The 22,350-nt window shown below is 46.0% G+C and carries 16 protein-coding genes; 6 read left to right on the forward strand and 10 right to left on the reverse strand.

The features are described 5' to 3' along the window. Positions 1-58: 58 nt before the first annotated feature. Together ACQQ6X_RS14780 and ACQQ6X_RS14785 are read left to right on the forward strand one after the other, a co-directional pair. Entirely contained in the window at positions 59-1,591 is a 1,533-nt protein-coding gene (locus tag ACQQ6X_RS14780) for an MFS transporter (protein WP_305165949.1), read from the forward strand. Between the two features lie 49 nt (positions 1,592-1,640). Next, positions 1,641-2,768 (forward strand): glycoside hydrolase family 88/105 protein, encoded by a 1,128-nt coding sequence (locus tag ACQQ6X_RS14785; protein WP_305165950.1) that lies wholly within the window; start codon positions 1,641-1,643, stop codon positions 2,766-2,768. A 74-nt stretch (positions 2,769-2,842) separates the two neighbouring features. On the opposite strand, the gene ACQQ6X_RS14790 is transcribed toward ACQQ6X_RS14785, so the two are convergent. The 4 genes from ACQQ6X_RS14790 to ACQQ6X_RS14805 all read right to left on the reverse strand — a co-directional run bounded on the left by ACQQ6X_RS14790 (position 2,843) and on the right by ACQQ6X_RS14805 (position 10,284). Then, positions 2,843-3,799, reverse strand: coding sequence for a polysaccharide deacetylase family protein (locus tag ACQQ6X_RS14790; protein ID WP_305165951.1), 957 nt, complete (start codon positions 3,797-3,799; stop codon positions 2,843-2,845). A gap of 197 nt (positions 3,800-3,996) precedes the next feature. Beyond that, positions 3,997-5,946 carry an acyltransferase family protein gene (locus tag ACQQ6X_RS14795; protein WP_305166134.1) on the reverse strand — a complete coding sequence of 650 codons (1,950 nt, stop codon included), beginning with the start codon at positions 5,944-5,946 and terminating at the stop codon, positions 3,997-3,999. Between the two features lie 273 nt (positions 5,947-6,219). Beyond that, entirely contained in the window at positions 6,220-7,569 is a 1,350-nt protein-coding gene (locus ACQQ6X_RS14800; protein WP_149034750.1) for a sodium-dependent transporter, read from the reverse strand. Positions 7,570-7,731: 162 nt separating this feature from the next. Then, positions 7,732-10,284 (reverse strand): DUF2339 domain-containing protein, encoded by a 2,553-nt coding sequence (locus tag ACQQ6X_RS14805; RefSeq protein ID WP_305165952.1) that lies wholly within the window; start codon positions 10,282-10,284, stop codon positions 7,732-7,734. A gap of 578 nt (positions 10,285-10,862) precedes the next feature. Between ACQQ6X_RS14805 and serS the strand changes: the two genes are divergently transcribed. Next, a complete protein-coding gene (serS, locus tag ACQQ6X_RS14810; protein WP_305165953.1) occupies positions 10,863-12,152 on the forward strand; it encodes a serine--tRNA ligase in 1,290 nt (429 codons plus the stop codon). 122 nt (positions 12,153-12,274) lie between these two features. Here serS and hmpA read toward each other — a convergent pair whose 3' ends face one another. Next, positions 12,275-13,504, reverse strand: a complete 1,230-nt coding sequence (gene hmpA, locus ACQQ6X_RS14815) for an NO-inducible flavohemoprotein (protein WP_305165954.1) — start codon at positions 13,502-13,504, stop codon at positions 12,275-12,277. Positions 13,505-13,910: 406 nt separating this feature from the next. On the opposite strand from hmpA, the gene ACQQ6X_RS14820 reads away from it, so the two are divergent. Then, the gene (locus ACQQ6X_RS14820) at positions 13,911-15,452 is read left to right on the forward strand and encodes a family 43 glycosylhydrolase (RefSeq protein ID WP_305165955.1); all 1,542 of its coding nucleotides are present in this window, start codon (positions 13,911-13,913) and stop codon (positions 15,450-15,452) included. A 95-nt stretch (positions 15,453-15,547) separates the two neighbouring features. On the opposite strand, the gene ACQQ6X_RS14825 is transcribed toward ACQQ6X_RS14820, so the two are convergent. The 5 genes from ACQQ6X_RS14825 to ACQQ6X_RS14845 all read right to left on the reverse strand — a co-directional run bounded on the left by ACQQ6X_RS14825 (position 15,548) and on the right by ACQQ6X_RS14845 (position 20,008). After that, the gene (locus ACQQ6X_RS14825) at positions 15,548-16,258 is read right to left on the reverse strand and encodes a GntR family transcriptional regulator (protein ID WP_305165956.1); all 711 of its coding nucleotides are present in this window, start codon (positions 16,256-16,258) and stop codon (positions 15,548-15,550) included. A gap of 210 nt (positions 16,259-16,468) precedes the next feature. Further along, positions 16,469-17,878 carry a glycoside hydrolase family 1 protein gene (locus ACQQ6X_RS14830; RefSeq protein WP_305166135.1) on the reverse strand — a complete coding sequence of 470 codons (1,410 nt, stop codon included), beginning with the start codon at positions 17,876-17,878 and terminating at the stop codon, positions 16,469-16,471. Positions 17,879-17,952: 74 nt separating this feature from the next. Next, positions 17,953-19,281 carry a PTS cellobiose transporter subunit IIC gene (gene celB, locus ACQQ6X_RS14835; RefSeq protein WP_305165957.1) on the reverse strand — a complete coding sequence of 443 codons (1,329 nt, stop codon included), beginning with the start codon at positions 19,279-19,281 and terminating at the stop codon, positions 17,953-17,955. Between the two features lie 84 nt (positions 19,282-19,365). After that, positions 19,366-19,698, reverse strand: coding sequence for a PTS lactose/cellobiose transporter subunit IIA (locus ACQQ6X_RS14840; RefSeq protein ID WP_058830993.1), 333 nt, complete (start codon positions 19,696-19,698; stop codon positions 19,366-19,368). Then, entirely contained in the window at positions 19,691-20,008 is a 318-nt protein-coding gene (locus ACQQ6X_RS14845) for a PTS sugar transporter subunit IIB (RefSeq protein WP_029518773.1), read from the reverse strand. Before ACQQ6X_RS14845 ends, ACQQ6X_RS14840 begins: the two co-directional genes overlap by 8 nt. A 305-nt stretch (positions 20,009-20,313) precedes the next feature. On the opposite strand from ACQQ6X_RS14845, the gene ACQQ6X_RS14850 reads away from it, so the two are divergent. Then, positions 20,314-21,027: an SAM-dependent methyltransferase gene (locus ACQQ6X_RS14850; RefSeq protein WP_305165958.1), complete on the forward strand. Its 714-nt coding sequence runs from the start codon at positions 20,314-20,316 to the stop codon at positions 21,025-21,027. A gap of 158 nt (positions 21,028-21,185) precedes the next feature. Further along, positions 21,186-22,304 (forward strand): WG repeat-containing protein, encoded by a 1,119-nt coding sequence (locus ACQQ6X_RS14855; RefSeq protein ID WP_305165959.1) that lies wholly within the window; start codon positions 21,186-21,188, stop codon positions 22,302-22,304. Positions 22,305-22,350: the final 46 nt, after the last annotated feature.

Here is a 22,350-nt window from a genome sequence, read left to right on the forward strand (position 1 = left end):
ATAATATAGCGACCGGTGATTGTCCTCATAACCAGACAAAATATGAGGTGAACGGATCATGGAACGAAAAATCACACTGAAACATACACTTGCCTATGGAAGCGGTAACATGCTGGGAAGTGGTGCACTTGCTATTAGTGGTGCATGGTTAATGTACTTTTATACAACCTTCTGCGGACTGTCTCCTGTTCAGGCCGCAGCCATCTTCTCTGTTGCCAGCATCATAGATGCGGTCAGCAATCCGATCATGGGCTTTATCAGCGATAACTTTCACCGAACCCGCTTAGGCCGTAAATTCGGCAGACGCCGTTTTTTCATCATGTTGGGAATCCCGCTAATGCTCGTGTATCCGCTGCTTTGGATAGATGGGTTGGGCTTCTGGTATTACCTGAGTACGTATGTGCTGTTTGAACTGGTGTACACCTCTGTCATGGTGCCTTATGAAGCGCTAGCCTCCGAGATGACCCGAGACTTCGGCGCACGCTCCAGATTGACTGGATGGAAGGCCATGTTCGGTAAAATTGCCAATTTCGCCGCCGCTTTTATCCCTGGTCGCTTTATTGCTGCTTACGGCAAAGACTCACCATTGCCGTTCTTGTATACGGGTCTCGTTTTTGCAGCAATCCTGCTAATCGCCATGGCATTCTTATACAAAAACTCCTGGGAACGACCAAGTGAGGAACTGCAAAAGGAACTGGAAGGTGAAGCTCCGCTTTCTTTTATAGATTCCATGAAAAAGTTGTTTGTCGACATCTCTTCTACTTTTCGGGTCAAGACATTTCGTCATCATCTCGGGATGTATCTGGGCGGCTTTTCGGCGGAGTGGCTGTTTACTTCAGCGTTTACGTACTTTATTGTATTCTCCTTGTTCCAAAGCTCTGAAATGGTATCCAATCTGAATAGCTTTAACTCTGTCATTCAATTGATCTCTACCTATTTCTTTATCCAATTCTGTGTGCGTAAAGGGTTTCGTATGCCTTTCATCGCCGCACTTGTCGTCGTTTGCTTTAGCGTAGCCGGTTATGGTCTGCTCTATCTCACAGGAGCCTCTAATACAATGATATGGCTATATGTCATCACCCTGTTCATGGGGCTTGGTACGGGTGGCGTCTACTACATCCCTTGGAATCAATACACGTTCCTTGCCGATGTGGATGAAGCGTTGACTGGTCGTCGCCGGGAAGGTATTTATGCAGGGATGATGACTTTTGCCGGAAAAATGGTGCGAGCCGTAGTCGTCTTCATTCTCGGCTGGGTGTTGCAGCACTTTGGCTTTGTATCGGGAGCTGAAAGTCAGCCACTCTCTGCTCAGCACGCTATCTTTTATGTACTCGTGGTGGGTACGATCGCCCTCGCGATCATCGGTATGATGGCTTCTGTCGTGATGAAGCTGGATATTGACAGCCACAAGAAGCTAATCGCGGAGATTGACCGCCTCAAAAACGGTGGCTCCATGAAATCAGCGAAGCCGGAAGCTCGCAAAGTGTTCGAACAGCTGACAGGTTTCAGTTACGACCGGTGCTGGGGCAACAATAATGTGGGCTTCAAGAACAAACCCGTTGATCCCAAGACACATACTCCGTCTATGTAAACAGCAATAACAATTACAGATTAAACTTTACTGAAGAGGTGACTGTATCATGGCAAATTCAACATCGCAACCAACAACCAATCCTACAAAAACAGGTTCCTGGGCTGTACGTATGAGCGAGTCCGTGCTTAAGCGGAGTCCGGAATTTTATGAAAAATGGGAATATGACCATGGTGTGATTTACAGGGGTCTGGAGTGGGTTGGCGAACTGACAGGCGATCCCAAGTATATGGAATATATTAAAAAACATATGGATCACTTTGTTGATGAAAATGGCGTGATTCAGCGCTATAAAGTAGATGAATACAATATTGATCACGTGAATAACGGCAAGCTGCTCTTCTCTCTGTATCGTGCCACAGGGGATGAACGCTATAAAAAGGCAGCCTTCCAATTACGCAGTCAGCTGGAAAAACATCCTCGCACCAGCGAGGGCGCGTTCTGGCATAAACAAATCTATCCGTATCAAATTTGGCTTGACGGCTTGTACATGGGTGCCCCGTTCTATGCTGAATTTATCCTCGAATTCGGAGACCCGTCAGAATTTGACGATGTGACCCTGCAATTCAAGCTATGCTACAAGCATACACGTGATCCTGAAACGGGTCTGCTCTATCATGCTTGGGATGAGAAGCGGGAACAGCATTGGTGCAACCCGGAAACAGGCTGTTCCAAAAATTTCTGGGGCCGCTCAATGGGCTGGTTTGTCATGGCACTCGTCGACGTGCTGGACTACATCCCGGAAGATCATGCAGATCGTCCCGTCTTGATTGATATGCTGAACGAAACACTGGAGGCCTTGCTGAAGGTGCGTGATAAAGAAAGCGGCGTCTTCTATCAGGTGCTCAATCTGGGCCATGTGAAAGGCAACTATCTGGAAGCCTCTGCTTCCTGCATGATTCTGTACGCTATGGCCAAAGGTGTTCGCAAAGGTTATCTGCCTGAGCATTATCGCCAAGAAGCAGAAATCATCCGTAAAGGCATTATTGATGAGTTTATCACGATTACCGAAGAAGGACTCGTGAATCTGAACAAAACAGTGCAAGTAAGCGGTTTGGGTGGTAAGGATCGCCGGGATGGTACCTTCGCTTATTATATTAGTGAGCCGATTATAACTAATGACCCCAAAGGGATTGGCGCCTTCATTCAGGCTATGGGTGAAGCAGAGCGCATCTAAATGATGCGGACTATATACTTTAGATAGCGCAAAGGACGGTGGCGATGTGCCCCCGTCCTTTGCTCATATATATTCTACTTCATAACCTTAAATTCATATCCCTGTTTCTTCAGATATTCTATAATTTGCGGCAATGCTTTGGCTGTTTCTTCTTTACCATAAGTGTCATGCATGAGTATAATAGCTTTTTCACGGCCTTTGACTGACCTCATAAACTGGTTGATTAGTGCGGGTGCCTTCTTGGATCTTCCCTCTGCATCCTTCGTTAATACATTCCAATCTACTTGATGATAATCCTTTTCAAGCAAAACCTTATCCAGAGCAGCCATTCCCTGTGGATCTCTTCTGTTCCATGTCATGTGTCCCCCGGGGAATCGGATCATTCTGGTGGAGAATTCGGGTCCTAGTATTTTTTTTAGAACCTGATTGTTCCTCTCGATCTCCTGCATAACATGATCCGTGTTTACTCGTCTGTTCGGATATAAATACTTGTAATTATGTGAGTACGTATGGTTTCCTATCGCATGACCCTCTTTGACAATTCTTTTGATAAGGTTCCTGGTATGCTCATTTTCATTGGCTTCTTTACCTACAATAAAAAAGGTTGCCTTGACCTTCTGCTTTTTCAGAATGTCCAATATTTGAGGTGTGACCGTCACGGATGGACCGTCATCGAAGGATAAGTAGGCCACTTTTTTACCATCGGCTCCATCAGGCATCTGTCCTAGCATTTGCTGTTTTAAATATTTCTCGACGAAGGCACCATCTTCTACATCGGGATCATTTTTTGGAGGGACCACTTTATCCTTTGCCCCTGCGCCAGCTTTGGCATTAGATGAGTCCTTGGATGCAGCATCTGTTTTTTTAGCAAGCTCCTGTGTCGGCGCGTGTGATTTGCTATCCGTAACCTTTATCGCAATAAAAGTAATACAACCTGCCACAAATAATACAATAGCAATCAGCATCAGCCTTCTTCTGTTCCTCTTCAAGCGATGCTCTCTTGTTCTGCTATGTGAATAACCCTTTTCCATTAGATTATGTACCTCCACACTAAAATAAGAAAAACCACCAGAGCAGGGTGAAAGCGCACCTTAGAACGAGCATTGGAAAACTCTGAAGTTTAGCCGATGAAAGTTTAAGGATGCACTTCAACCAGGGGATGAACAACCTACTCCCGGTGGTTTCTTATCTTGCATTTGCATAATTTATAAATATCATTTCGGTTTTATCAAGATTGCTTCGTTAGGGCTTGAGCCAGCAAAGATGCATAGGCTTTAGCACCCTTAGGTTTTAAATGTACTCCATCATGCTCAAAATATGAGTCTTTACCGGAACTTGCTGCATACCAGTCAATCATTGTAATTCGCGGATCTTGGGATGCAGCCTCGGCAAGATGCTTGTTTACAATGCTCTCCCAGGGCCTAGGTACACGGGTATTCACAAGTATAATACGCTTTGCATCCTTCAGGCTGGCGAGCAGATCAGATAACTGGTCCTTGGTAAAAGCACCGTTCGTGCCCAGTTCGATAATCACCGTCTTGCCCAGTTGTCTGTTCTGTCTCAATTGCTCCAGTACAGCAGGCGCTTCCGTCATTTGACGGCCGATCCGTCCATCCACAACAGCCCCCGGGAAGTATTCCTGAATGTACGACTGTACATCGAGCATGACAGAGTCTCCAATGGCGGTCACGCTTGAGCCATCCCCTGTTACAGGCTTAGCTTGTTTGGACTCAGTCGAAGACTCCCCAGACTGTGTCGTAGCAGTATCCGTACTACCCGCCTTGACTGCCGTGTTTTTAGGCGTCTCGGCTTGGGACGGAGGCTTATTATCCTTGGCTCCTTGAGGCTTAGTGGCTATAGGCTCTTTGGAAGCAACGGACACCGTTCCGTGAAGCGGCGGCATCGCCTTTGCCTTGGCAATTGGCTTCTCATCACTGGCTGCTGCCTGCAATGTTGCATCAGGAGATGCCGCGTACAGGTGAACGGTACCTATACCAATGCCTATACAAAGCATTGCTGTTGCCGTTGTAGGCAGCCATCTCCACCGCGCTTGTCGACGAACCGCTGAGCGAATTCCTGCCAGCCAGTGCCGGAATCCTTCATGCCGAATCGGTTCCTCTATATATTTAAACGAAAGAGACGCCAGCAGTACGGTAGCTAGCAATTGTAAAAAGATACGCATCACATGCACACCATCGGTATCCACCTGAGGTGTCGTTAGCGTGATAACCGGAACATGCCATAGATACAGTCCGTAGGAACGGGCCCCGATCCAGCGCAGCGGCTTGCGTCCAAGCAGACGACCGAGATGGCTCACCGGGTGTGCCAATGCTGCGATCACAATAGCAGTGACCACTGCAATCCCCAGCAAGCCGCCGCGGTACATAGACGGGTCGTATTCATTCGAGGCCCACGCCCAGTGGCAAAGCAGCAGCAGGCTAACTGCACCGACGCCATCGAGAAGCAAGCGCGCCTTGGCAGAAGCATGCTCTTTTAACTTGCCGCTTGGCCATACCAAGGCCAGCGCCGCACCAATCAGCAGAGCGAAGCCGCGTGTATCGGTGCCATAATATACCCGGCTCGGATCACTTCCCGGTACGTAAATCACGGCCATCAGGAGCGCCGAGATTAACGCCAGACAAGTCACCCATCCGGCCAGTACAATACGCTTGGGCATGTACTTCAGCCCAAGCGCCAGCAGTAATGGCCACAGGATATAAAACTGCTCCTCCACTGCCAGCGACCACAGATGTCCAAGTGGAGAAGGAGGTCCGAAACTTTCAAAATACGAAACCTGATGGAAAATAAACCACCAATTGCTCATATACATCAATGCGGCAGGTACATCTCCGCGCAAGGCCGTAAGCCGTGATGGATCGAAAAGCAACGAGCACAGGACAATGACAGCCACAACTGTCAGCATGGCAGGCAACAACCTTCTGGCACGACGCACCCAGAAATCTTTCATTTTAAAACTATGATATGTATCCCACTGACTGACCAAAATATCTGTAATCAGATACCCTGACAAAGTAAAAAATATGCCTACACCCAGCAACCCACCCGGCAACCAATCCGGATTCAAATGATACACAATGACTGCGATGACCGCCAGTGCTCTTAACCCATCCAAACCTGGCATATAACGACGTTGTGGCGACAACCGATTAGACTTCATTTCAGCCGCCGTCCTTCTTGCAAATTCCAGCTTCCTGTCTGTTTCAATGCTCTTCTGCCCTTTCCCTCTCCTGCACATCGTCTGTCGATGCCCTATAGCCTTTTCATTCATTATATAAAACTTCATAATCGCAATGATTTCATTGAAGTTAAAATTAATGACAATGTTTTTATTATATCATTCCTTTCCACACTTAGGTAACCACTGATAGATATACAAAAAAAGGTATCTCTTCCCTTAGGAAGAAAATACCTCTTTTCAAGTTCGTATCTATTAAAATTTGATGATCCCTGAAGTATGAAGGAAGACCAACAACATCAGGATTGGTGCAACATACCGAAGACCGAACAACCATACACGGAACCAGAGAGGTTTGAGATTGGCATGTTCGCCAGCCGTTTTCCAATAGTACCCTGTGAATATAACAATCAGCAAGCCACCGAGCGGCAAGAAGATGTTGGAGGCTGTGAAGTCAACAAAGTCAAAGAAGGATTTATCGCCCACCTTTAACTCTGGAACCAACCCCATGGACAACGCAGAAGGAACGCCCAGCAACAGACACAGGATCGACACGATAAGAACCGAGCGAATCCGGCTCCAACGGAACCGTTCCATAACATAAGCTACAGGTACCTCCAGCAGGGATACCATAGAGCCTAATGCTGCAACTGCCAGCAATACGAAGAACAGACCACCGAAGAAAGCTCCGAAAGGCATGGCAGAAAACGCAGCCGGTAAAGCAATAAAGACCAAAGACGGCCCTTGGGCAGGGTTAATACCAAAGGAGAAGGTTGTAGGGAAAATGATCATACCTGCGATAAACGCATAGATTAAATCCCCGCCACCAACTGCCAGCATAGCTCCACCCAGCGATTGTCGACGATCCACATAAGCACCATATGTGACCATAATCCCCATCCCCAGTGAGAGGGAGAAGAAAGCATGTCCCAAAGCAACCAATGCAGACTCAATACTCAGCTTAGAAAAGTCGGGGTTCAAAAAGAAGGATACACCCGCACCAGAACCTGGAAGCATGAGAGCGTTAATCATCAACACGAGCAACAGGATAACTTTAGCAGGAATCAGAATTTTATTGAACTTCTCAATTCCGTTCGATACCCCAAGGGTAACCACGACTGCTGTAAATGCAAAAACAATTAACAACCATACCAACGGCGCATAGCCGGAGGAAAAAGAAGCGAACTGTCCAGCAAAATCATTATTTGAAAACAGACTTCCACTAAATGCTTCTACAGCATAATGCAGTGTCCATCCCCCTACAATGGCATAAAACGACAAAATAACAAACGGCACGATAACAAACATAATGCTCATCTTGCCCCAAATTGGATGTCCGCCTACTTTCACCATTGCAGAGGCAGCACTTCCTCGACCTGCACGTCCAAGCGCAAGCTCTGCTAAAAGTACAGGCAAACCAACAAGCAACAGGCAGACAATAAACAACAAGAAAAACGCAGCTCCGCCATATTGTCCGGTAATATAAGGGAACTTCCAGATGTTACCTAACCCTGCCGCGCTCCCGATCGCTGCCAGTATGAATCCAGCCGACGAGAAGCGTTCATTTTTATCAGACAGGTTATTCTGCCCCTTGCCCAAATTCATTGTATCCCCCTCATTCTCTCTACTTACGCATAAACTTGAGCATGCGTACATAAATAATTTTTTCTCATTATAGCGTAAGTAGGATGCAAGGTCATGCATAATTTTTCACTATTTCCGGATTTATTTTCATAATGCTTGGTATCTACACAATACTACAAAAAACTACATTTTTTCTTCCGTATCCTTCTTTGTAATGGTCTCTCCCATACGATTGGATACTTTTTGATAAATATACGAAATGGCTAGTAATACAACTCCAAAGGAGAAATAGGCTACAATCGTGCTTCCCGACGTTAACAGGTGTAGATCGTACAAAAGCAGCTTACCTGTCGATAGCAGGGTTAAGCCCAACCCAAACCGGCGGATGTAGACCACTCGTTTGAGGAAGCCGTATACAATATACAAAATAGCCAGCAGCAGATACACCAGACTGAACGCAAGACCCGCGTCTCCCAGATGGAACTGAACCCCGAGAAAGGCAGTAATGATCCCCAGCAAATATACACCCATAATGACCGGATACAGCTCATTACTTCTATAATGTCGGGTCGTCAGCGCGTTTAGGAAATCCCTGCTGCTGAAGAACACCAGTACATTAAAGGCTGTTAGTACAACCAATGCTACATAATCCGCAGCCGTATTTTGCGCATAGTCCTCATGCAAGGTAGGAATCGTTACGGTAACCACCAGTGCCAGCACGTAGCCTATCACATACAACGCCAGACTATAGTATTTAATCACCCGATCGTAGAGTAGCTTCACTTTAGGCAGGAAATAAGCCAATACCAGCGATACGCAGGTGAACAACAATACCTTATACAAGGTGTAATGTGCAAACTCATCAGATACGACGATGTTATACCAATGCCCAGCTTCATACAAAAGGTAAAAGTACACATTCACCAAAGCTGCATACTTAAAACCTTGCATGATATGCATTTCGTACAACCGATTGTTTTTGAAAGCATTCGGACGGCTAAATTCAATCGCATAGAAGACAGTAACGATTAACATTCCCAATGTAATAAGCGTATATTTAAGCCCAAAATAATCCGTCTCAAAGCCTGATAAGAGATATATAGGGAAATCGATGAAAAAGAATGCGCCCAGACACAGTGCTAGAATGCCCCAGCCTGCACGTTCCAATTCTTTTAAGCGATAACGATGTCCATATAGTGTGAGAAGTACTGCCTCGATTAACCAGCCCATGGACAACCATCTGACTCCAAACTGGAATGGAATCATGAGAATGGCAAAGGTCAATGATGTCGCATAAAACAGTACTTTGGTTTGTTTCTCCTCTGGAATATATCGACGAACCCATTGACCCAACCCCCCATACACCAAGCAAAATACGAGTGCCAGCAAGCCTTTGTAATCATCCAGACCTGCATCGCCGAATAGAGAATACAGAACGGAACAGCTCACGACTGTATTTAAAGCCAATAGGGAGAAATCCAGCCAGGATAGTTTTGTTTTGAATCGGAACGGCACCCACAGTGTCATCCCAAGATACATTGCAAATGTAATGATTGCATATAGCATGCTGGCTATGGTGCTGTCTGATAACCACGCGAGTACAACCATTAATGGGGTATTAAGCAGAAAGCTGATATATTGCACGATGACCCACCGTTTGCGGAAGGATACGAGCAGGATCAGCAAGTTCAGCAGGAATAGATAGCCCATCGAGATGTACACGGCGTTTCCTTCCAGCCCGTTTGCTGCCATATAAGAGAATAACGGGAGATAGCCCCCTACTAAACCAAAAGAACATATTGTGCGAGATTCATATCTTAATGACAACAGCACAGCAGTGACCGTAACGAGAACGGACAAGCCTATGCCTGTATAAATTCCTATGATCTCTAACAAAAAGTAGCTATAAAAAATGGACCCGTATAGTACAGAAATACCACCGCCCAAAATCCCGAGCGCAAAGGTCTGTTTCTGCTTGCGATACAACCACTCGCCGCCGCCCAGCATCAGCGCTCCTAGTAAAAAGAAGGCAACGCCCTTCATATTTCCGGTAAACCAGTTCGAGTATGAGTATTTAAAGGCAGCTCCCACACCCAAGATAATGAGCAAAATCCCCAGCTTGTTGATCCAGTTCAATCCCAGCATCATTTCAAACTGGTTCTGCTTCATACGCTTCTGCATTGTTTCTTCGCTAATCTCTTCTTCTTCGAGCTGCTGAAAATCGTTTGCCGTTTGATGGAGCAAATTGCGCTCTGCTTCCTGAAACCGCCTGCGCTGCTCCATGATCCGGTCACGAATCTCCTCCGAAAATAGTCGCAGTCTAGCGACAATCTCGTCCTGATCTTCTTTAAGCTCATGAGTGGTTTGCTGAATAAGCTGGTCCACCCGGTTTTTAGCCCCATATTCAATGGATGTCAGCCGATTTTCCCCTTCTGTCGTTCTGGAAGCAAAATAGGTCTCCAGCTTTTCCCGCGAAATGCGAATCATATTCGCCTTTTCGCTCAGCATTTGCTCCGTCAGCGCAGTGCGCAGCTTACTATTTTCCTGCTCAATATGTCGTACCCGCTCTTCCAGCTGAACGCAGCGAGCCTGATAATCCTCGAACTTTTTTCGCAGCACCTCATTCTCCAGAATGATATCTGAAGCTTCATAGTCTGCAATTAATGTTTGATACTCCTTGAGCAGCTTGTTCTGTTCTTGGCGGATCGTATGTAAACGATCTTTAAAATCCTCCATGTTCTCCTCCATCGCTGTTCGTTGTGGTAATCATTACATTTTACATGAAATTAAAAAAGCATTATAGAGACTATAGCCCATTTTGGATGCTGAATTAGGGCTAATACTTATATATTCTTCCAGTTTTATCATCGCAGATGAAGTAGAATGGAAATACATAAGAAATAAAGCCTACCTTTCCCTTCGCAAACATGAAACCCGCATTATTTACACTGTGTATTTATTTTTATTGAAAAGGATCGTGTTGAAAAGCGGAAGTAATCCAGTGTACAGACTTACGCTCTTGATTAACTTGCCAAAAATCCGTATACTAACAAAAAAGCAAACGACATTATGCCTATGAAGAGCATCCAACTCGGAGGCGTTTACGCCAAGGATTATACGTTAGTGTACGATATGGCGATATGTTCCTAAGTAAACCGGACCCGCCCGTTAAAGCGGAGCAAAGTGGATTGGAGAGCCATGACATCTGTCATGCTGTCCGGTCAATTTGGGTGGCACCGCGAGATCAAAGCGCTCCTCGTCCCATGTGGATGAGGGCGCTTTTTGTATTTTTATCCGAAAGGGAGTGCGGTGTCATGTTAGATATCAAATGGATTAGAGAGCACCAAGAACAGGTTCAGAGAGCAGCGGACGACAAAGGAATACAGGTATCGGTCGCAGAACTGTTGACCCTGGATGATCGGAGAAAACAGCTGCTTCAGGAAGTGGAACAGCTTCGTCAGACGCGCAATCAGTGTAGTCAGGATATTGGGGCGCTAATTCAGACCGGGAAAAATGAACAGGCGGTTGAGGCCAAGCGTCAGGTCAAGGAAATTAACGGACGGCTAGATCTTCTTGAGGCACCGCAACAGGAAGTAGAGCAACAGTTTCAACAGCTCTTGCTTCTGATTCCTAATATCGTATCGCCAGATACGCCGCGAGGCCAATCAGATCAAGATAATGTAGAACTGGAACGGGTCGGGACGATACCCGACTTCGGATTTGAGCCCAAGGATCATATGACGCTCGGTCAGCTTCACAACCTGATCGACGTGCCTCGCGGTGTCAAAACAGCCGGTACCCGTAACTACTATCTGACGGGAGCTGGGGTCGCTTTGCACCGGGCCGTGCAGCAGCTTGCTGTTGATCTGCTAAGCGAACGAGGATTTCAGCTGTTGGACGTTCCATTAATGGTACGCTCGGAGGCCATGCGCAGCACGGGCTTTTTCCCGCTCGGGCTGGATCAGACATACCGCATCGCAGGAGAGGATCAATGGCTTGTAGGCACCTCGGAAGTTCCGCTGGTCTCGTATTACAGCGGCGAGATTGTGGACGTTACGGACCCGATTCGGCTCGCAGCCGTATCCGTATGCTTCCGCAACGAGGTCGGCTCGGCCGGAAGGGACGTACACGGACTGTATCGTGTACACCAGTTTGCCAAGGTGGAGCAGGTCATCATCTGCGAAGCAAGCCTGGACGCTTCAGAGCAGATGTTTCAAGAGATTACGCGTAATGCGGAAGATCTGCTTCAACTGCTGGAGCTGCCTTACCGCAAGATGGCTGTCTGTACAGGCGATATGTCGCAAAAAACCTACAAGCAGGTGGACATTGAGACCTGGATGCCTAGTCGACAGGCTTACGGCGAAACACACTCATCGTCTCAGCTGCTTGATTTTCAGGCGCGTCGTTCCAACATCCGGTATCGTAATGCGGATGGCAAACTACAATATTGTTATACGCTAAACAATACAGCGGTCGCTTCGCCCCGCATTTTGATCCCGTTGCTGGAGCATCATCAGCAGGAAGACGGCTCGATCAGAATTCCGGAGGCTTTACGTCGGTATATGCCGCAGCATATAGAATTTTTGTGTCCATCTACTTTATGAAAACATGAGCATACTAAGAAGAATTAGTAACCAGTGGGTAGTGCCCAATGAATAGGATTTCCCATTGTAATCATTGCAAAAAGAAAGACGAAGGATAGCTATCCTTCGTCTTTTTAAATATTTTATTGTGCGTCTGCTTCCCACGCGGTTGCAGGGCCAAAAAACTCATAGTGGATATCCGATGCAGGGATATTCCACTCCTTCAACAGCCCGTATACGGACTGCATGAATCCCTGAGGACCGCAGAAGTAATACTGAGCGTTACGTTCCGGTATCACGGATTGCAGCCAGGCCAGATCCAGATGTCCTTCCTTATGAAAGGCCTGAGCTAGTCGATCCTGCTCCGTTGGTCTGCTGTAGCACCACCGAACTGCGGCCTGTGCATGTGTAGCGACTAGCTCCTCAACCTCATTACGCAGAGCATGGTTATCTCCGCTGACTGCTGCGTGGACAAAAGTGACGGGCCGATCCGGAGCAGTCTCTACCAGGGAAGCCAGCATGCTGACCATCGGGGTAAGCCCAACTCCACCGCTGATCAATACAACAGGTCTGCGATCTGTCCGATCCAGCGTAAAATCACCCGCCGGTGCAGATACTAGTATTACATCGTCCTCCTGCACGTGCTTATGCAGATACACAGATACTTTGCCCGCTGGACGAGACCCTACAGCATCTTCTCGTTTTACCGATATCCGATAGTAAGGTTTTCCTGGTGCACTAGAAAGGCTATATTGACGGATATGGGTATTATGTTCACCCGGAATCTCCATCTTCAAGCTGATATATTGCCCAGGCTCGAATGCAGGCAGCACCTGTCCATCTTGCGGAACCAGGTAAAAGGACGTAATTTGGTTGCTTTCCTTAACCTTTTTCTGTACAACAAAGTTCTTAAAGTCTGACCAACCTCCCTGCTGCTGTTCAGCATTCTTGTACATTTCAGCTTCCACATCTATAAACACACTCGCGATCACACCATAGGCCTCGGCCCATGCGTTGATGATCTCATCTGTTGCCGCATCCCCCAGCACATCCTTGATCGCGGCGAGCAGATATTTTCCGACGATCGGATAATGCTCTGGCTTAATTCCCAAACTGCGATGTTTATGTGCAATCTGACGAACCACTGGAAGGATTTCCTCCAGACGGTCAATGTGCTGTGCAGCCGCATATACAGCATTGGCCAGCGCACCCTGTTGACGTCCTTGCTTTTGATTGGCGTGATTGAATATATTGAGAAGCTCAGGATGAGCCTCAAACATTAACTGGTAAAACCGCTTGGTAATTGTAGTTCCATGTACCTCCAAAACAGGTACGGTCGATTTGATCGTTGCAATGGTTTGCTCACTTAGCATTGTTGTATCCCTCTTCTCTCCAAAATAATGATGAACAAAAAGTGTTACAACATAGCTCCCTTTTGTTAACCCTCAATAAAAGCAAGTATACCCACATAAAGTAACCCTTTATGTGATTCCAGTCACTTTAAATTTGAAATAATGTGAACATGTCAGTGACAAAACGCACAATCATATACATTTTAAGTATAGATAATAGCACATTTACAAGTAAGAAAAGAAGGGATGCTCCTTTTAAACTCAGCTGACCCCATCCTCTTTTTCATTCAGTATCGAATCCAATTTCTGATTTGAAAAACTTCAATTTATTCCACTTGTAAACGTTTCCAATTAAGATAGAATCGTAGATGAGGTACCGGACAAGCTGTTCGGGTCCATCCTATTTATATGGGAGGCAGATGATATCGTGAAGTGGATGTATAGCAAATGGCTAGGCATATGGGTTTGCCTAATACTCGTATTCGTAAGTACAGGGCTTCAACCTAATGCTGCACAGGCCAGTTCGACAGATGTGACCCAAGCAACCTACGGGGCAGAGACGAACCAGGCACTGGATGGTGGTTTGGGCGCACCCCCTGCTGAACTGTCCTTGAGCACAACAGCAAGCACAGCCATTACGAACGGAACGGATTGGAAAGATACCGCAGGCAACCCGATTCAGGCGAATAGCGGCAATATCCTGAAAGTAGGCGCCACTTATTATTGGTATGGCGAGCATGCCGAAAATTGGAAATTTGAAAAAGTGAACGTATATACCTCGACCGATTTAAAAAATTGGTCCTTCCGCAACAGCATTCTCACCAAAAATTCCGCCCCTGAGCTGAATTCAAGCAAGATCGAGCGTCCCAAAGTCATCTACAACAAATCCACCGGTAAATATGTATTATGGGCACACTATGAAAATGGCACGGATTACTCACTCGGTCGCGTAGCTGTCGCTACCAGCGATACACCCGACGGGAATTTTATCTACCAAGGCAGCTTCCGTCCACTCAATTACGAGTCCCGTGATATGACAGTGTTCACAGATACCGACGGTAGCGGCTACCTCATTACAGCTTCCCGTAAAAATGGCGGCGCCAACGATACGATGGCGATCTTCAAGCTGACAGCCGACTATACGGGCGTGCAGTCGTTCGTTGGCTGGATTTTTGAGAATGGTTATCGTGAAGCGCCTGCTGTTGTGAAAAAGAACGACACCTACTACCTGTTCACCTCGCAAGCATCCGGCTGGTATCCCAATCAGGGCGCCTATGCAACCGCCAGCTCTATGACTGGGAGCTGGTCTGCTTTGTCGCCCTTCGGTGATCCAGCGGCTTATGGATCGCAAATCCACTCCATTGCCACGATTACAGGCAGCGCAGGAATTAGCTACATCTATATGGGTGACCGCTGGAACCCGCTCAATCTGAGCGACCACAAATTTATTTGGTTGCCACTGACCTTGAATGATGCTAATAAAACAGCAACCCTCAATTGGTACAGTAGTTGGGATCTGGATGCTGCCACAGGCAAAGTCACCCTGCCATCTCTTGTGAATCACGCGCTAGGCAAAACAGCAACTGCCAGCTCTGCCGCATCCGCTTCTCCAGCTTCACTGGCGAACGATGGCAATCCCCAAACCTCATGGAAGGCTACATCTGCATCCTGGCCTGCTTGGTGGCAGGTTGATTTGGGCAGCACCAAGACGATTAACGAAGTGGATATTTCATGGTTTATGTACAAAGGATCTGAAGCATATTATAAGTATAAAATCGAATATAGTACGGATGGTGTTCATTATTCCACCATTGACCGCACAAGCAATACCGCATATGGCTTTACCAGCGACAAAGTTAACTTCCAAGCCCGTTACGTGCGCATCAATCTTGTAAATGCGGTGTTATTTAATAATCCAAACAACTGGTACACCCCAACGGTGCATGAAGTCAGGTTGCTTGGCAATTAACTTGCTTCATTAAAAAGGAACATGGCAGGAGAATCCCATACTTAATAGGCTTCTTCTGCCATGTTTGCTTTACCACCTGTCTCGTACTCATTCGCTCAACGCATCCGATTCACTGTGGTAAACACAAATTTATCGTAACGATGTCGTGAGAATGAGTATTCAAACGGTATACCCGTATCTAGATAGCCTACTTGCTCAATTTCCAAAATTGGGTCATCCGCAGCACAATCCAAGTGTTCCCGATCCAGTTCTGTCGACTTGGATGCTCGGATTGTACGATGCGAACCCACAATATTAAGGCCCAACTCCTCCTTAATATGTTTGTATACCGAGCCGTACAGCACCTCCTCGGTAATACCGCTGATTAGCTTGGTGGGCATATACGTGCGTTCGATAACATAGGGCTCGCCCTCCACCACACGCAGACGGACCACATGATATACGGGAGAATTGGCATCAATAAATAAATGGGTCGCCACCTCTTCGGATGGAAATTGAACATCAAAGGCGATTATTTTATTTTTAATTTCTTTCCCGCGCAGCACGTTGGTTAGCCCCAGCATTTCATTCACAACGACATTAACAGGTCCATTATGAACCGATTTGACGATAAAGGTTCCGTGTCCTCTTTTACGATTCAGTAGCCCGTCCATCACTAATGTGTCCAATGCCCTCTTAATCGTCATTCGACTGACACGAAACTCCTTAGCCAGTGAGATCTCGTCGGGGATCGGGTCATCAATACTGTAGCTCTTATTCAGAATGCGCTCTTTGACCTCGCGTGCAATCTGTTCGTATTTGTTCATTTGTCTACCACCTGTACTAAAAATTGTTTTATGTCAGCATTTTACCAAAAAGATCGGTAGCGCTGTTTTTTTATTCTGCAGGCGGGACGTTAAGGTATTACGGTATATAAATAAGTATACCGAACATTATACTTTCTCACCAGCGGTATACAGCATAACTCATTTTCAATAATTGAAGAAAAAAGGCGGCCCAGAGGACCACCTGTCTTCTTAGAATCCGTTGTTCTCAATCACCTGCTTGAACCAGTGCCCACTTTGTTTAACGGATCTTTTGCCTTCGTTCTGAAGATCGACAGATACGAAGCCATAACGATTTTTATAAGCGTTCGTCCAGGACCAGTTGTCCATAAATGTCCATAAGTGATAGCCTTTCACATTGGAGCCTTCTGAGATGGCCCGTTGGACCCATTTGAGATGCTCACGGATAAAATCAATGCGATAGTCATCATGGATCATGCCGTTTTCATCCCTGAATTTTTCTTCACCTTGAACGCCCATTCCGTTTTCTGAAATGAAGCATTCAATGTTGCCATAATTTTCTCTGACATTGGTCAGAATGTCGTAAATGCCCTTCTCATAAATCTCCCAGCCTCGCATCTCATTCATCTTACGACCAGGCATGGCGTAATAATCGAAGAATCGTTCCGGCACAAAAGGTGCATCTGGATTCGGCAGACTCTCGCGGGCCTTGACTCTGCGTGGCTGATAATAGTTAATCCCCAGCAGGTCCACAGTGCCCTGACGTATAATCTCCCGATCTCCGTCTTCCATGCTTGGTAAAAAACCCTCTTGGCGTAACAACTCCACGAGCAAAGGATTGAATTCTCCCGTCACAGATGGGTCTAAAAAGGAACGGTTAAAGAACGCGTCGCATATTTCAGCAGCCCGCACGTCTGCTGGATGCTGACTACGCGGATAGCTTGGCGTCAGGTTCAAAATAATACCGATTTTGCCCTTATAGCCTCCCTCTCTGTATGCCTTAATGGCACTCGCGCTCGATAACAGGGTATGATATCCCACCTGTACAGCTTTCCCGAAATCCACTTCATTTGGATAGTGGAAATCGTACAGATAGCCGCCTTCCACCGGGACAATCGGCTCGTTATGCGTAAACCATTTGGCTACACGATCCCCGAATAGCTCAAAGCAAGTGTTAGCGTAATCTACATAAGCTTCGACCGTCTCCCGGTTCACCCAGCCTCCTTTTTCCTGTAAAGCCATCGGCAAATCAAAATGATACAGATTCACAAACGGCTCAATCCCCGCCTGATGCAACTCTGCAATGACGGCATTATAGAATTGAACCGCCTTTTGGTTCAATTCCCCTCTTCCTGCCGGAAACAGGCGTGACCAGGAAATAGAGAACCGGAAGGAGTTATGACCAAGCTCTTTCATGAGTGCAATATCTTCTTTGTAACGAGTATAGAATCGGGATGTATCGCCAGGTCCTACCCCGTCATAAAAACGGTTTGGCTCCTGCTCAAACCAATAATCCCAAATGTTCGGTCCTTTGCCGTCTCCCTCCACGGTTCCCTCTGTCTGGGTAGCCGAGGCTGATGAGCCCCACCAGAAGTCGGATGGAAAACGGTATTGAATGGCTTGCTGCTCTATATCTTTCATTTCGGTATGATTCACAGCTCTACTCCTCTCTCTTTTGCAATGAACAAGTCTGCTAAACTAGCAGCTCATTCACACTACATTCCAACAGTTTGATCCTTACCTACAATAGCTGCTTGGTTAAGCTCCTCTTCCTGCTCTTTCCGAACGTTCATCCGATCAATAATTTTCAGGAATGGGAACCAGATGACAAAGACGACAGCCATATTAAACAACTGCAGTATGCCTCCCATTAGAGATCCCGTAGCCATCATTCCACTAAAGAACAACGGCATCGTCCAAGGAACCTGTATCCCGTTTGGCGGCGGTACAATCCCCGTAGTCATGGCAAAGTAAGTAATCAGCGTAACGATCATTGGAGCAATGACCCATGGGACAAAAATAAGCGGATTCATCACAATCGGCAAACCGAAAATGACGGGTTCATTGACATTGAACAGGCCCGGACCAAGGGCCAGCTTACTGACCTGCTTCAATTGCTTGCTCTTCAGGAAGATCAGAATCGTAAGCACGACAGCCAGTGTCATACCTGTACCACCGATACCTACGGTGTAAATATCCACAAACTGCTTGGTGATGATATGCGGCAGTTCTGCTCCTTTGGAGTACGCTTCATAGTTTTCAAGTGCCAGCGTATTCCAGATTGGGTCCATAACCGAGTTGATAATAATTTGACCATGAAGCCCAAAGAACCATAAAAGCTGAACAAAGAAAATAGCAATTAATGTAGGTATAATACCACTGCCCAAATGCACCAAAGGTGCCTGTACAGCATGATAAATCAGATCATGCAGGTTATTATGAAGAGTCAGTGTAACGACAACATTAATGATCAAAAATACGCCCAATGTAATACATGCCGGAAGCAAAGCGGCAAACGATTTGGCTACTGCTGGCGGAACGCCTGGCGGCATTTTGATGACAAAATTCCGCTGTGTCACCCTCCGGTATATCTCAGCCGCGATAAAGGCGACGATCATACCAAGGAACATGCCTTTGGCCCCGATCCGATCCACCGGAATAACACCAGCAATCGTGGCACCGCTTTCTTGTGTCAGTACAAAAGGGGTGAGCATCAAGAAGCTGGCTAGCGCGATCATGCCACCGAATATGGGCTCGACCTTGTAACTTCGAGATAGATAATAACCAATGCCGACGATGACAAATAAGGTCATGATATTCAGTGTGGCATTAGGCGCAATGTTCAGCAGACTGCTAAAAGTCGCATAATTTCCGTCGCCCATCCACCCTTTTAGAAACGGCAGATTGATAATAACGACGATGATGGAGCCAAAAACTGTTAATGGAAATGACAGCATGAATGCATCACGCAGTACACTAAGATAGCGGTTGTTGTTCAGTTTACCGGCAATAGGTATCAGTATCCGGCTTAATTTTTCAAACAAAGCCTATTCCTCCCCGCGAAGTGACTTGCATCAATAGGGTTGCAAGCATTTCATGTCTCAAAATTCACAAATTTACAGGTCCAGCTATAAACTTCTGGATTTGAACAGCTCCAGCAGTTCTTTCACCAGATCCTTCATGGTAACCGTGGACATCAGATGATCCTCGGCATGCATCAAAAGGAGCGAGAAGGGAGTTTGAGTACCTCCCGCTTCCTTCTTAACCATTTGAAAATGGATATCATGTGCAGCACGTAAATCCTGCTTGGCTTCTTTGAGCAGTTCGTCCGCGCCTTCTACATTTTCATTTCGGTATTCAGTCAGTGCTTGAATTACTTTACTGCGAGCGCTTCCACTATGAAGAATAAGTTGGAAACTAATTTGCTCTTCCGTCAATTCAGCTATATTAACTTTATCCATTTTTGCGTTCCACCAGCTTCACGGCCTGTTCGTAGGCTTTCTTACCGTCAACCATTCCGTAGGCCATCATGTCGATCACTTCCACATGAATACCATATGGAGCTGCTTCCTTTTCCAGTTGTCCTTTAAGAAAACTCATTTGCGGGCCAATCAATACTGCGTCAGCCTTAGCCATGTCTTCTGCCGCCTGATCTTGACCTACTGCCCAAATTTCAGCCTCGTCTCCAATGGACTTAGCATATTCCTGCATCTTAGTAACCAGCAAACTTGTAGACATACCTGAGCTGCACGCCAGTAAAATTTTCTTCATGATTATTCCTTCCCTTCAAGATCTTATTGGATATTAAGTACTAGAAAACGTTTACAGCGTAATTATAAATCCATACTTTCGATTTGTCTATACATTTAATTTATATGTATAGACTTTTTTTAAAATGACATTTTTTCTTGAACATGAGCGCGATCTATTATCTTTAGTCTCTCAATAATAATCATTTTCACAATGAGAGGGTGTGCCTGATGATATGTTATGGAATCTAAAAAATGTTAACATGAACTTAACGGAGCAACCTTGAGAGCCCTCCGTACCCAAAAGAATAGCTGAGGTGAGTAGAGATGAGTAGAGATGAGAAGAGGCAAAGTAAAACCAAGCAAGAGTTGGACCGGATCGTGTTCATCGGTCGCACGTTTGAAGAGTACGTACAGATGTTCAATTTGCGCATTCCTGAACTTGTAGGTAAAAAAATTTTGGATTGTCCCGCAGGCGCATGTTCGTTCACTGCTCTAGGCTGCAACGCCTCGCTGGATGTCACCGCAAGCGATATTGCCTACGATCACAAGGTTGACGATCTACAACAAAAAGGTCAACTGGATATTACGCATGCAATGGAAACACTAGAACGTGCAAAAGATAATTATGTTTGGAGCTATTATGGAGATGTGCAAGAGCTTAGCGAGCAGCGCCGTCAAGCACTCCAGGATTGCACACAGGATATGAGGAAGCATCCAGAACGCTACGTTTCTGCGGTGCTTCCGGAGCTTCCCTTTGGGGATGAACAGTTTGATCTCGTGCTGTCTGCCCATTTTCTGTTCATGTATAGTGATCGACTCGACTATGAGTTTCATAAAAATACGATACACGAGCTGCTGCGAGTGGCCTCGGAGGAAGTCCGTATTTTTCCACTGACCGACTTAACGGGTACTCGTTACGATCTGCTAGATCGATTGATTTTTGAGCTGGAAGCGGAAGGCTTACGAGTGACGGAGATTAAGGTCCCGTACGAGTTTATGCGTAACGGCAACTCGCTATTGCGCATCCGAAAGATATAGGACAGGTTTAGAGCTTTCACACACTAGAAATTAGAAAAATTTAGAATATCAAGAAACATTCCTACATTCTTTTCGTCTATATTATGGAAGACCTTACGTATGAGGGCAGAATTTTCGAAAGCCCGAAGTTAAAAATCAACTCACAAAGGAGCTTATGCATGTTAAAAAAGTTAGGATTAGCTGCATTAATTCTGGTGACTAGCCTCTCCATTACGGGAACAGGCTGGGCCGCATCCAGTGCAACAACCATTGAGGTTTCCAAAAGTCCACTGGACTACAACATTGCTCGCCCGCTCAGCGATGGTGCTTTTCATGATGGCTTATTGGCCGCCGAAACATCTGCTGGAAGCCTTGTGTATTACAATACCAAAGGAGCAAAGGCTTTCTCTCTTCCTGCCGAAATCAAGCCTGTTGGTGAGGATTTCCATGAGCAGCGCGCTGTAGTTAAAAATACAAAAACCAATCTCTATGGATACATTAATACCAAAGGAATACTGGTTATTCCTTGCCAATATGCCGAAGCTCATTCGTTTAGCGAAGGCAAAGCCAAGGTCACCATAGCGGACACTAAGGAAAATGCCATTATAGATCGAACAGGAAAAATCCTTTCTCATTTTAAAGTAAATGGCGATTCGGAATATGTATTTACAGACGGCCTGGCTCTTGCCTATGCCCCTAACACCGGGAAGATTGGTTTTGTGAATACTTCCGGTCAACTAACAATTCCTTATCAATACAAATACAGCCGTAGTTTCTCGAATGGCTTGGCTATTGTTCAGAATAGCAAGGGTCTGTACGGTTATATCAATACGGCAGGGAAAGAAGTCATTCCACCTCAATACAAATCCGGTGGGGACTTCTCGGAAGGATTGGCTCCAGTCCAAAATGCCAAGGGGAAATGGGGATTCATCAATAAACAGGGAAAAGTCGTGATTCCCTTTAAATTTACGGATGCACAGAATTTTAGTGAAGGCTTGGCCAGTGTGAAAAATGCAAAAAACGAGGTTGGATTTATTGATAAAACCGGAGCATTGGTCATTAAATATCAACAAAAATATGATGTTGCATCTCCATTCAAGGAAGGCATTGCTTTAGTCGGTAAACAAACAAACTCATCTGTCTCAGACGGAAAATTCGGTTACATCAATCGCCAAGGCCAATTGCTAACTAAACTTGAATACAGATCTGAATCTTCTTCCTTCTCTAATGGCTATGCAGTTGCTTTTATCAAGCCAGGCAAAGCTTTCATTGTATCTAAGCATTCTGTTTCAAAATAAAAAAAGACCCTGGAAGCAGATCCACTCCATCTGCTTCCAGGGTCTT

Source organism: Paenibacillus ottowii, from assembly GCF_050516475.1.
Lineage (GTDB): Bacteria > Bacillota > Bacilli > Paenibacillales > Paenibacillaceae > Paenibacillus > Paenibacillus ottowii.